The organism is Micromonospora sicca, from assembly GCF_003172935.1.
Lineage (GTDB): Bacteria > Actinomycetota > Actinomycetes > Mycobacteriales > Micromonosporaceae > Micromonospora > Micromonospora sicca.
In genome coordinates this window covers 1-11,704 of sequence record NZ_QGKS01000240.1, presented here as the reverse complement: position 1 = coordinate 11,704, position 11,704 = coordinate 1, and the positions used below count along the sequence as shown (strand labels likewise).

General features: G+C 73.3%; 12 protein-coding genes. 4 read left to right on the top strand and 8 right to left on the bottom strand.

All coding sequences use genetic code 11. The annotated features are described in order from the left end of the window. Positions 1-94 precede the first annotated feature (94 nt). Positions 95-763 (bottom strand): class I SAM-dependent methyltransferase, encoded by a 669-nt coding sequence (locus DKT69_RS17265; protein WP_109802562.1) that lies wholly within the window; start codon positions 761-763, stop codon positions 95-97. Positions 764-835: 72 nt separating this feature from the next. On the opposite strand from DKT69_RS17265, the gene DKT69_RS17260 reads away from it, so the two are divergent. Next, positions 836-1,708, top strand: coding sequence for a serine hydrolase (locus DKT69_RS17260; protein WP_109802561.1), 873 nt, complete (start codon positions 836-838; stop codon positions 1,706-1,708). A gap of 41 nt (positions 1,709-1,749) precedes the next feature. Here the strand turns inward: DKT69_RS17260 and DKT69_RS17255 are convergent, their stop codons facing one another. Further along, the gene (locus DKT69_RS17255) at positions 1,750-2,547 is read right to left on the bottom strand and encodes a tyrosine-protein phosphatase (RefSeq protein WP_109802560.1); all 798 of its coding nucleotides are present in this window, start codon (positions 2,545-2,547) and stop codon (positions 1,750-1,752) included. A gap of 44 nt (positions 2,548-2,591) precedes the next feature. On the opposite strand from DKT69_RS17255, the gene DKT69_RS17250 reads away from it, so the two are divergent. Both DKT69_RS17250 and DKT69_RS17245 read left to right on the top strand, forming a co-directional pair. Continuing rightward, a complete protein-coding gene (locus DKT69_RS17250; protein ID WP_109802559.1) occupies positions 2,592-3,692 on the top strand; it encodes a mandelate racemase/muconate lactonizing enzyme family protein in 1,101 nt (366 codons plus the stop codon). Between the two features lie 58 nt (positions 3,693-3,750). Next, entirely contained in the window at positions 3,751-4,668 is a 918-nt protein-coding gene (locus DKT69_RS17245) for a C40 family peptidase (RefSeq protein ID WP_109802564.1), read from the top strand. A gap of 60 nt (positions 4,669-4,728) precedes the next feature. Here the strand turns inward: DKT69_RS17245 and DKT69_RS17240 are convergent, their stop codons facing one another. Beyond that, entirely contained in the window at positions 4,729-5,727 is a 999-nt protein-coding gene (locus tag DKT69_RS17240; RefSeq protein ID WP_109802558.1) for a TerC family protein, read from the bottom strand. A 356-nt stretch (positions 5,728-6,083) separates the two neighbouring features. Next, entirely contained in the window at positions 6,084-6,467 is a 384-nt protein-coding gene (locus tag DKT69_RS17235; protein WP_368666259.1) for an AAA family ATPase, read from the bottom strand. Positions 6,468-6,512: 45 nt separating this feature from the next. On the opposite strand from DKT69_RS17235, the gene DKT69_RS17230 reads away from it, so the two are divergent. Beyond that, positions 6,513-6,806, top strand: coding sequence for an antibiotic biosynthesis monooxygenase family protein (locus DKT69_RS17230; RefSeq protein WP_109802557.1), 294 nt, complete (start codon positions 6,513-6,515; stop codon positions 6,804-6,806). A gap of 131 nt (positions 6,807-6,937) precedes the next feature. Here DKT69_RS17230 and DKT69_RS17225 read toward each other — a convergent pair whose 3' ends face one another. The 4 genes from DKT69_RS17225 to uvrB form a co-directional block, all read right to left on the bottom strand. Continuing rightward, positions 6,938-7,846 (bottom strand): helix-turn-helix domain-containing protein, encoded by a 909-nt coding sequence (locus DKT69_RS17225; protein WP_109802556.1) that lies wholly within the window; start codon positions 7,844-7,846, stop codon positions 6,938-6,940. 187 nt (positions 7,847-8,033) lie between these two features. Continuing rightward, positions 8,034-8,402 (bottom strand): VOC family protein, encoded by a 369-nt coding sequence (locus DKT69_RS17220; RefSeq protein ID WP_109802555.1) that lies wholly within the window; start codon positions 8,400-8,402, stop codon positions 8,034-8,036. A 23-nt stretch (positions 8,403-8,425) separates the two neighbouring features. Then, a complete protein-coding gene (locus DKT69_RS17215; protein ID WP_109802554.1) occupies positions 8,426-9,253 on the bottom strand; it encodes a helix-turn-helix domain-containing protein in 828 nt (275 codons plus the stop codon). Positions 9,254-9,269: 16 nt separating this feature from the next. Then, positions 9,270-11,378 (bottom strand): excinuclease ABC subunit UvrB, encoded by a 2,109-nt coding sequence (gene uvrB, locus DKT69_RS17210; protein ID WP_109802563.1) that lies wholly within the window; start codon positions 11,376-11,378, stop codon positions 9,270-9,272. Between the last annotated feature and the right edge of the window lie 326 nt (positions 11,379-11,704).

Sequence of the window (11,704 nt, the reverse complement as noted above, 5' to 3'; positions counted from 1 at the left end):
GTTCCCGACATCCTCGCCCTCCAAGCCACCAAACCCACCTGACCCGCCCCGGCCCGGCCATCATGAAGTCATCGCCATGACACGCCGGGGCGGGTCAGGTGGGTTTGGTGGCTTGGAGGGCGAGGATGTCGGGAACCGGGCCGGAGCCGGATTCGGTGACCCGGGTCAGCGTCAGGCCGGCGGTGGTCACCGCGTTGAGCAGGTCGGCCAGCGGGACGTGCCAGGCACCCACCCTTGCCCGAACACCATGCGGCGACCAGGCTCGGAAGCTGCGCTCCCGCTCGGCGTACCCGCCGTCGATCACGATCCGCTCGGGGTCGGACCGATCGGCGAACGCGCCGGTGAAGCAGGGGTGCACGCCGACGTGGACGAAGCGCCCGCCCGGGGCGAGGACCCGGGCCGCCTCGGCGATCACCGCCCGGTAGTCCGGCAGGTCGGTGTGGCCCAGCACGCAGGTGACGGCGGGCAGGCGCCCGTCGGCGACGGGCAGCGCGGCGACGTCGGCGCGGGCCACCGGCAGGCGGGCGCGGGCGTGCCGGAGCTGCCCGTCGGAGAGGTCGACGCCGACCGGGTCCCAGCCCAGCCGGCGCAGCTCGGCGGCGTGCACCCCGGTGCCGCAGCAGAGGTCGAGACAGCGGCCGGGGCCGCTGCCCAGCAGCTCGGCGAGCTGCCGGCGGACCCGGTCCATGTAGTCGACGGAGGTGTCGGTGGCGTACTGCTCGTACCAGTCGGCGATCTCGTCGTACGCGGGGGTCGTCGTCATCTCCGCACGTTAGGACCTTCCGGCGGTGGACCGCTGCCCCGCCGCAGCCGATGATCGGCTACCTTCACCGGCATGATCTGGGACGACCTCGACGCCCACCTGGACAAGGTGCCCGGCACCGTCTCCGCGTACGTGGGGCGGCTGGACGCCCGACCGACCTGGACCCGGCAGCCGGACGCCACCCACTACGCCGCCAGCACCATGAAGGCGGCCGTGCTGGTGGCGCTGCACCGGGCCGCCGAGGCCGGCACCCTCGACCTGGACGCGCCGATCCCGGTGCGCAACGCGTTCGACTCCGCGCTGCCGGGCGCGCCCCGGTTCTCCTGCACCCGGGACTACGACAACGACGACGCCGTGTGGGACCGGGTCGGCGGCACCGCGCCGCTGCGCTGGCTCGCCGAGCGGATGATCGTGCGCTCCAGCAACCTGGCCACCAACATCGTGCTCGGCCAGGTCGGGCTGCCGGCCGTGGCGCAGGCATGGGCGCTGGGCGGGGCCCGGCACAGCGTCACCGGCCGGGGCATCGAGGACTTCGCCGCCCGGGAGGCCGGCATCACCAACCTGGTCACCGCCGCCGACCTCGCCGCCCTGCTCGGCGGGCTGGCGGCCGGCGTCGACCGTCCGGGCCCGCTCGCCGCCCCGGCGAGCTGCGCCGCGATGCTGGACGTGCTGTTCGCCCAGGAGCACCGGGAGGACCTCGCCGCCGGGCTGCCCGAGGGCACTCGGATCGCGCACAAGAACGGCTGGGTACGCGGGATACGGCACGGCGCCGGGGTGGTCTTCCCGACCGACGCCCCGCCGTACGCGATCGTCGTCTGCACCACCACCGACCTGGCCGACGGCGGGCCGAGCGGCGAGGAGGTCGAGGACGACGCCTGCCGCCTGATCGCCGACATCTCCGCCCGCGTCTGGGACGCCCGCCACACCCTGGCCGACGCTGCCTGACGCCCCCGCCGGCCGGAACGGTCCCGCCCCGGCGGGACGCCTCAGTCGAGCAGGTTGTCCCGCAGCGCGGCGACCACCTCGTCGGTCACGCCCAGCCCGTCGCGCAGGTACGCCCCGAGCGAGCCGTGCACCCGCCGCACCTCGTCGTACGCGGCGTCGAGGTACTCCGCCCGCACCTCCAGCAGCGGCCGGGCCGTCGCCGGGTGCAACTCCGGCTGCCGCCGGGTCATCGCGGCCAGCAGCACCTCGCGCAGGCTCTCGGTCAGCTCGTTGTGCCGCAGGTAGTCCGCCCGGATCGTCGCCTCGTCCACCCCGAGCGCGGTGAGCAGGACGACGGCCAGCCAGCCGGTGCGGTCCTTGCCGGCCGAACAGTGGAACAGCAGGGGCAGGTTCCGCTCCTCGGCCGCCAGCCGCACCGCCGCCCCGAACCCGGCCCGGGCCGCCTCCCCGGTGACGAACCACCGGTAGATCCGCGCCATCGCCGCCGGCATGCCCTCGCGGGCCAGCTCGTCGTACGCGTCCAGGTCGTGGCCGAGCAGCACCGCCGAGACGTACGTGAAGACCGGGTGCGCCGGGTCGTACACCGGCAGGTGCACCACCCGGGGCTCGCCGACCACGCGGTCCGGCGGGGCGACCTCCTGCTCGGCGGCGCCCCGCAGGTCCACCACGCAGGCCGGCGCCAGCTTGCCCAGCACCGGCAGGTCCTCGTCGGTCAACCGGCCCAGCGCCGCGGTGCGGATCAGCCGGCCGGCCCGCACCCGCCGCCCGTCCGCCGCGGGCAGGCCGCCCAGATCACGGGCGTTCGGCGCGCCCACCAGTTGCCAGTCCCGCTGCACCATCCGGCCTCCCCTGTTCGCGCCCGCCTGCATATAGGGTGCCGCACATGACGATCGCCGCGGTACGCACCCACCGGCTTTCCGCCCCGTTACACACCCCGTTCGTCACCGCGCTGCGCCGAACCACCACCGTGGACACCCTGGTCGTCGAGGTGATCGACGACGACGGGCGGTCCGGTTTCGGCGAGGCGCCGCAGGTCTGGCAGGTGACCGGCGCGTCCATCGCCGGCGCGGAGGCGTGCGTCCGGGAGATGATCGTGCCGGCCCTGCTCGGGCGGGACGCCGACGACCTGGTGGCCCGGTGCGCCGAGGTGCAACGGGCGGTGGCCGGCAACGAGTCCGCCAAGGGCGCCGTCGACGTGGCGCTGCATGACCTGGCCGCCCGGCGGCTCGGCGTACCGCTGGTCCGGTTGCTCGGCGGCACCACCCGGCGGGTCCCGACGGACGTCACCCTGGCCGCCGGCGACGCGATGGACCTGGCCAACGCGGCCAAGCAGCGCCGGGCCGAGGGGTTCGACGTGCTCAAGCTGAAGGTCGGCACCGACGCCAGCGGGGACCTGGACCGGGTACGCGCGGTCCGTTCCGCGGTGGGGCCGGGGGTGCGGATCCGGCTGGACGCGAACCAGGGTTGGACGCCGCGCGAGGCGGTCCGGGTGATCCGCGGCATCGAGGACGCCGGCCTCGACGTCGAGCTGGTCGAGCAGCCCGTCGCCCGCTGGGACCTGGACGGGCTGGCCTGGGTCAGCGACCGCGTCGACCTGCCGATCCTCGCCGACGAGTCGGTCTTCGACGTGCGCGACCTGGTCGAGGTGATCCGCCGCCGGGCGGCCGACATGGTGAACGTCAAGCTCGCCAAGTGCGGCGGCCTGCACCCGGCCCGCACGCTGCTCGACCTGGCCGCCGCGCACGGGATGGGCACGATCGTCGGCTCGATGATGGAGAGTCAGATCGGCGTGGGCGCCGCGGCCAGCCTGGTCGCGGCCTACGGCACCACGGCGGTGTCGGACCTGGACGCCGCCTGGTGGCTGGCCTGGTCACCGGTGCGGGACGGGATCCGGTACGACGGCGCCACCGTCGTGCTGCCGGACGCCCCCGGTCTCGGTGTCACCTCGGTGGCGACTGAAGCAAAGATGCAGACCCGCAGTTGATGGCCGTTGGAATCTTTCATAGGGTCGCGGGAGACAGCGGCGCGAGGTGGGGGTGGACGTGGAGCTGCAACCGGGCCGCGAGGCCGTCGTCCGGGTCCCGGTGGCGACCCTCTGGGCCGCCCCCGAGGCGGTCCGGCCGGTCGACGGCCCCGCCCTCGCCGGCGACCCGGACGTCCCGGCCTGGATCGCCGGCCTCGACCACGACCAGCAGGTCGGCGACTGCGTGCTCAGCCAACTGCTGCTCGGTGAGCGGGTGCTCGTCACCGAGCTGCGCGCCGACGGCTGGGCGCACGTGGTCGCCGTCGAGCAGCCGGCCGCGCAGCTCGACCCGCGCGGCTACCCGGGCTGGCTGCCCGCCGCCCAGCTGGCTCCGCTCCGGCCCGAACGGCAGCGGTCCCCGCAGTTCGTGGTCGACGCCCTCGCCACCGACCTGCACGCCACGCCCGGCGGCCCGCCGGCGCTGACCGGGGTGGGGCTCGGCACCCGACTGTTCCGGGCCGGACCGCTCTTCGACGGCTGGCTGCCGTGCCACGTTCCCGGTCGCGTCGACCCGCTCTGGGTCGCCGAGACCGACGTGGTCCCGCTCCCGCAGGAGCGGCCGGAGGCCAAGGAGGCCCTGCCCGTCGCCGACCGCCTCCGCGGCCTCGTCTACATCTGGGGCGGCCTCTCCAGCCACGGCATCGACTGCTCCGGTCTGGTGCGCCTGGCCTGGCGCCGGTTCGGGTTGACGCTCCCCCGGGACGCCCACGCCCAGGCCGGGGCGACCACCCCGCTGGCGCTCGGCGACGAACGCCCCGGCGATCTCTACTTCTTCGCCCGGCCCGGCCGCCAGATCCACCACGTCGGCATCGTCAGCACCGAGCCGCACGGCGACGACCGGCGGATGCTGCACGCCTGCTACCTCCAGCGCCGGGTGGTCGAGGAGCGGCTTCCCCCCGACCGGGAGGCCACCCTGGTGGGCGCGCACCGCGTCTGACCCGTACGCGGAAAAGGGGCGCTCCCGACGACCGAAGCGCCCCTTTCCTCGACTGCGGGCTCAGCGCCGGGCTGCGGCCAGCTCGCGGCGTCGGTCCCGGGACGACTTGACCAGGCTCGCCGCGGTGGCCACGGCCAGCGTGCCGAGGATGACCGTCAGGGAGAGCCAGATCGGGATGTGCGGAGCCCAGCCGACGTGCCGGCCGCCGTTGACGAACGGCAGGTTGTTGTCGGCGAGGGCCTCCAGCACCAGCTTCACCCCGATGAAGCCGAGCACCACGGCCAGGCCGTAGCTGAGGTAGATCAGCCGGTCCAGCAACCCGCCGAGCAGGAAGTAGAGCTGTCGCAGCCCCATCAGCGCGAAGACGTTCGCGGTGAAGACCAGGTACGGCTGCTGGGTGATGCCGAAGATCGCGGGAATCGAGTCGAGGGCGAAGATCAGGTCGGTGGTGCCGATCGCGATCATCACGATCAGCATCGGGGTGAAGAGCCGCCGGCCGTTCTCGTGGGTGGTCATCTTCGCGCCGTCGAAGTCCCGGGAGATCGGCAGCGCCTTGCGGCTCCACCGGATCAGCAGGTTCTCGCTGAACTCGTCCTCGTCCGGCTCGCCCTGCCGGGCCAGGTTGACCGCGGTGTAGATCAGGAACGCGCCGAAGATGTAGAAGACCCAGGAGAACTGGGCGATCAGCGCGGCGCCGGCGGCGATGAAGCCGCCCCGCATGACCAGTGCCAGCACGATGCCGACGAGCAGCACCTTCTGCTGGTACTGCCGGGGCACCCCGAACCGGGCCATGATGATCACGAAGACGAAGAGGTTGTCCACCGAGAGGCTGTACTCGGTGAGCCACCCGGTGTAGAACTGGCCGGCCGCGCTGGGGCCGGAGGTGAGCCAGAGGCCGGCCCCGAAGAGCAGGGCCAACCCGACGTAGAAGCCGACCCAGAGGCTCGACTCCCGCACACTGGGCTCGTGGGGGCGCCGACCGATGATGAAGAGGTCGACGAGCAGGACCGCCGTCATCGCGACGAGAGTCCCGGCCCACACCCATCCGGACACGTTCAATTCCATCCTCCGGCAGACACGCAGCGTCGGGCACACCGTACGCCGGGTGAGGGGCCGGGGTGCGTCGACGCTGACTCTGGTGACTGTCGGAGGTCTCTTCCGCCACCGACCCGGTGACGGGCCACTGACCGACGGAGCCGGGTCGTGCCGCCAGGGTCGGCGGCCGTCCGTGCTGACGACTCCGTCGCGGGGGAATACTCCCCTCCTCGGCCGCCATTCTTCACCATCCGGGGTGGCCGGCGCATCTCCGGCGGCCCCGATTGACGATGGGATCACTTTTCGGCGTGCCGCGGGCCGCGCCCGCTACGGCATCCTAGGAGGCTAGGTGTGCCTTCGGAAGGCGCGCAGCGGGCGCCTCAGGAGGCGGGCTGGAGCGGGTCGGCGAGCGGCCAGCCGGCCGCCAGCAGGGCGTCGCAGGCCGCCACCGCCGTGGCCAGCCGCTCGGCGTGCCGCCCACGCAGCTCCACCACCGGCACCCCGCAGTCGGCCAGTTCCGCCCGGAACCGCCCCGTCATCCAGGCCCGCAGGTGCTCCCCGTCGCGCAGCCCGTCGTCGTCGAACGGGACGCCCTCATGGTCGGTGAGCAGGTACAGCGCCGGCCGGCGGGCCGCCGCCCGGACCACCGGCGAGGCGGAGCCGAGGTACCGCTCCTCCCAGACCGCGGTGGCCCGGGCGTCGGTGTCGCAGAACAGCAGCGGCCCGCTGGTCCGGGCCACCGCGTCTTCGGCGGCCTGCTGCAAGACCCCTGCCCCCACGCGGCACGGGCGGCGTGCGAGGCTTCGGGAATGGTTCTTGAGGTCGCGCTGATCGACGTAACGCCCGGGCACGAGGACGCCTTCGCCGCCACGTACGCGCAGGCGTACCCGATCCTCACCGGCACGGAGGGCTGCCGCTCGGCCCGGATGACCCGGGGCGTCGAGTCCCCCTCCCGGTTCGTGCTGCTGGTCGAATGGGACTCGGTCGAGGCGCACGACGTCAACTTCCGGCAGAGCGACCGGTTCCCGCAGTGGCGCGCGCTGATCGGCCCGCACTTCGCCGGCCCGCCCCTGGTCGAGCACTTCGTCGACGTGCCGGCCTGACCTGTCGTACCCCCCGGTTAGCGTGCGTGCGACGCGCCGGCCGCCGGTCCCGACGGGCATCGGGGGCGCCGGGCCCGGTGGCCGCGCGCCGACACCCCGTGCGGGGTTGCCAGTGACCGGTCCGGGCCGGGTCAGCGGCCGTTCGGGACGTCCGGCGCGGCGCGGGGGCGCGGCACCACCGGCTGCTCGGCCCACCGGGCCAGCAGCTCCGCCGTCTCGTCGGCCGGCAGCGCGACCGCGAGCAACCACTCGACCAGCCGCTCGTACCGGGTCACCTCGGTATCGGTCACCAGGCGCAGGTCGCTGGTGAGCGTCTCCACCAGCACGGTCCGCGGATCGGCCGGGTCCGGGAACGCGTAGTGCGAGAACCCGGTCAACGGGTGGATGCCGCCGTGGAGCGCGGCGTCCCGCGCCACCAGCCGGATGGTGACGTTCGGCCGGTCGGCGAGGGCCATCAGGTGCCGCAGCTGATCTCGCCAGACCTCGACCGGCGTGCCGCCGCGGTCACAGGCCCGCTCGTCGAGCAGCGCGGTGTAGTCGGGTGGGTCCGCCCGGCGCAGCACCTCCTGCCGCGCGAGCCGGGCCCGCACGTCGGCCTCGACGTCCACCTCGTCGTCGAGCAGCGCGCCGGCGGTCACCCGCAGGCGCGCGTACGCCGGGGTCTGGAGCAGCCCGGGCACCACGGCGGGCTGGTACTCCACGAGGCGGGCGACGCCCGCTTCCAACTCCGCGTACGCCCGCTGCCGCTCCCCCATCTCGCCGAGCGCCTTCGACCAGCCGCGGCCGGTCGCCGCGTCCCGGGCGATGACGATGAGCGCCTCCCGCTGGCTCGGCGGCACCGCGTAGACGTCGAGCAGGTCGAGCACGTCGGCCAGGTCCGGCCGGCTCTGCCCCAGCTCGATGCGGGACAACTTGGACGTGGACGCCCAGCCGAGCCGGCCGCAGACCTGCTCCAGGGTGAGCGACTCCCGGTGACGCAGCCGGCGCAGCTCGGCACCGAGCCGCACCCGCCGGATGACAGGACTTGCTGACAACGGCATTCCAGCCTCCCACCGACGGAGAGTACGCACGGCCGTCACTCAGGGCAATACCTCCCTTGCGGAGTGCGACCGGCGGTCGGGTGCGCGGCATGGGATCGGCCCCGGGCCGCATCGGCGACCCGGGGCCACGGCGGACGCCTCCAGCCCTTCCCGGTGCTCGACCCGCCCCGCCTCGGTCTCGGCCGGATCAGGGCCGGTAGCTGCCGAACGACCAGACGTGGCCGGCGAGGTCGCGGGCGGCGTAGTCGCGGGAGCCGTAGTCGGTGTCGAAGGGTTCCCGGACGATCTCGGCGCCCGCGGCGCGGGCGCGCGCGCAGTGCGCGTCGACATCGTCGAGCGCGACGTAGACCGACCAGTCGTCGTCGGCCGGTCGGGGCCGCGGCCCGGACCGCTCGCCGAGCATGATCATGCCGGTGTCCAGGGTGAGCTCGGCGTGCGCCACCGAGCCGTCCGGGGCCTCGTGCACCGCGTGGACAGTGAAACCGAACGCGGTGCAGAGCCAGTCGATGGCGGCGCGGGCATCGGGATACCTGAAGATCGGATAGATGGTTCGCATTCCGCCAGTGTGCGCCCCGCCGGTCACCCCGGATTGGACGAATGTGACCTGGCCAGGCTGGCCGGGGTCGCCCCGGCGAACTCCCGGAACTCGCGGATCAGGTGGGACTGGTCGCAGTAGCCGTGGCGGACGGCCAGCTCGGCCGCGCCAGCCGCGACGCCCTCGCCCGCCTGCCGGTCGCCGGTCAGCGCCGCGTGCGCCGCCGCGAACCGGAGCAGCCGGGCGGTGGTCTTCGGGGGGAGCCCCACCTCGCGCCGGAACACGGTGGCCAGGTGACGGCGGCTCCAGCCGAGCTCCTCGGCGAGCGGGCCGACGCCCACCCGCCCGGCACTGCCGGCCAGCCGTCGCCACGCCCACTCCAGCCGGGGATCGACCTGCTCGGCGGCGGCCAGCCGAGCGGCCAGGGCGGCGTCGAGCAGGTGGAACCGACCGGGCCAGTCGGGCGTCTCGGCGAGCCGGCACCGGAGCCGGTCCAGCCACCCGCCGGGCAACCGCTCCACCGCCACCGCCCGGTTGGCCAGCTCGCCCAGCGGCACGCCCAGGATCCGGCGGGCCGCCAGCGGCGCCAGCAGCAGCTCCACCCCGGTGCCCACCCCGACCGTGCGGGTCAGGCAGTACGCGTCGAAGGTGCCGGCCACGAAGGAGTCCACCTGGTACGCACCACGCTCTGCGCAGCGCGGGTCGACAACGTCCAGCGGCGCGCCCCAGCCGAGGATGAGCACCACGAAGGCCCCGGCCGCCTGCCGGCGTACCAGCGGCAACTCCGCCCGCTCGCGGTAGCCGACGTAGCGGTCGACGAACGGCCGCAGCCGGACGTCGGGCCGACCGACGACGACCTCGAAAGTCCCCATCCCCGGCCTCCGTCCGTCACCTCACGCCGGCGGCGTCCATCCCCCGCAGTTCCTTCTTGAGGTCGGAGACCTCGTCGCGGATCCGGGCCGCCAGCTCGAACTGCAGCTCGCGCGCGGCGGCCAGCATCTGGTCGTTGAGCTCCTGGATCAGGTTCGCCAGGTCGGCCCGGGCCATCCCCTCCCGCGAGGGGGTGGCGGCGCCGGCCCGACTGCGGCTGCGGGTCTCCTTGACCGGCGCCTTGCCCCGGGAGAGCTGCCGCGCCGCGCCGCCGACCCGGCTGTTCTCCGTGTCCTCGGCCTCGCGGTAGATGTCGTCGAGGATGTCGTGGATCTTCTTGCGCAGCGGCTCGGGGCTGATCCCGTGCGCCTCGTTGTGCGCGACCTGCTTGGCCCGCCGCCGGTTCGTCTCGTCGATCGCGCCCGCCATCGACGGGGTGATCTTGTCGGCGTACATGTGCACCTGGCCGCTGACGTTACGCGCGGCACGGCCGATGGTCTGGATCAGCGACCGGCCGCTGCGCAGGAAGCCCTCCTTGTCGGCGTCTAGGATCGCGACCAGCGACACCTCGGGCAGGTCGAGGCCCTCGCGCAGCAGGTTGATGCCGACCAGCACGTCGTAGTCGCCCTTGCGCAGCTCGCGCAGCAGCTCGACCCGGCGCAGCGTGTCGACCTCGGAGTGCAGGTAGCGCACCCGGATGCCGTTCTCCAGGAGGTAGTCCGAGAGGTCCTCGGCCATCTTCTTGGTCAGCGTGGTGACCAGCACCCGCTCGTCCCGCTCGGTGCGCAGCTTGATCTCGTGCATCAGGTCGTCGATCTGCCCCTTGGTGGGCTTCACGATGACCTCGGGGTCGATCAGGCCGGTCGGGCGGATGACCTGCTCGACGAACTCACCCTGGGCCTGCTCCAGCTCCCACGGGCCCGGGGTGGCGGAGAGGAAGACCATCTGGCCGACCCGCTCCAGGAACTCGTCGAAGCGCAGCGGCCGGTTATCGGCCGCGCTCGGCAGCCGGAAGCCGTGGTCGATGAGCATCCGCTTGCGGGACGCGTCGCCCTCGTACATGCCGCCGATCTGCGGGATGGTCACGTGCGACTCGTCGACCACGGTGAGGAAGTCGTCCGGGAAGTAGTCGAGCAGGCAGTGCGGCGGGCTGCCGGGCAGCCGGCCGTCGATGTGCATGGAGTAGTTCTCGATGCCGGAGCAGAAGCCGACCTGGCGCATCATCTCGATGTCGTACGTGGTGCGCATCCGCAGCCGCTGCGCCTCCAGCAGCTTGCCCTGCCGCTCCAGCTCGGCCAGCCGCTCGCCCAGCTCGACCTCGATGTCGCGGACCGCCCGCTCCATCCGCTCCGGGCCGGCCGCGTAGTGGGTGGCCGGGAAGATCAGCAGGTGGTCGACCTCCCGGACCACGTCGCCGGTGAGCGGGTTGAGGTAGTAGAGCTTCTCCACCTCGTCGCCGAAGAACTCAATCCGCAGCGCCAGCTCCTCGTACGCCGGGATGATCTCCAGCGTGTCGCCGCGGACCCGGAAGGTGCCCCGCTGGAAGGCCATGTCGTTGCGGGTGTACTGGATGTCGACCAGCCGGCGCAGCAGCTTGTCCCGCTCGATCTCCTGACCGACGGCGACCCGGACGGCCCGCTCGAGGTATTCCTCGGGGGTGCCCAGGCCGTAGATCGCCGAGACCGTCGCCACCACGATCGTGTCGCGCCGGGTGAGCAGCGACATGGTCGCCTTGTGCCGCAGCCGCTCGACCTCCTCGTTGATCGAGGAGTCCTTCTCGATGTAGGTGTCGGTCTGCGGAATGTACGCCTCGGGCTGGTAGTAGTCGTAGTAGGAGACGAAATACTCCACCGCGTTGTGCGGGAGCAGCTCGCTGAACTCCTTGGCCAGCTGGGCGCAGAGGGTCTTGTTGGGGGCGAGCACCAGGGTCGGCCGCTGCAGCCGCTCGACCAGCCACGCCGTGGTGGCGCTCTTGCCGGTGCCGGTCGCGCCGAGAAGCACCGTGTTGCGGTCGCCGCGCCGGACCCGGCGCTCAAGATCGTCGATGGCTGCCGGCTGGTCGCCGGCCGGCTGGAACTCGCTGACGACCTGGAAGCGGCCGTCGAGCCGGGGAATGTCGAGCGCCATGACCACAACGGTACGCCGCAGGTCCGACACTTCCCGGCCGACCACGGAGGGTCCGTGATCGGCTTCGATATTCCCATTGTGTGCCACATCTCACGCGGCTAGGCTCTTCACGTAGGCCGCTCGCGGCGGCCGACCGGGCCGGCGGCCCCCCTCAGGGGACGGCCGCCCCCGGCACCGAGGGTCGCAGCACCCGGACATCACGGCGTGCGCATCCGACGTGGTCGCGCTGGAGGCGCTGACCGGCCGCCGCGAGCGCCCCTGCTCGTCACCCGAGTCCGGCAGCCGCGTTCTCCACGTGTGGAGCTGTCTCTGATACACATCTCCGA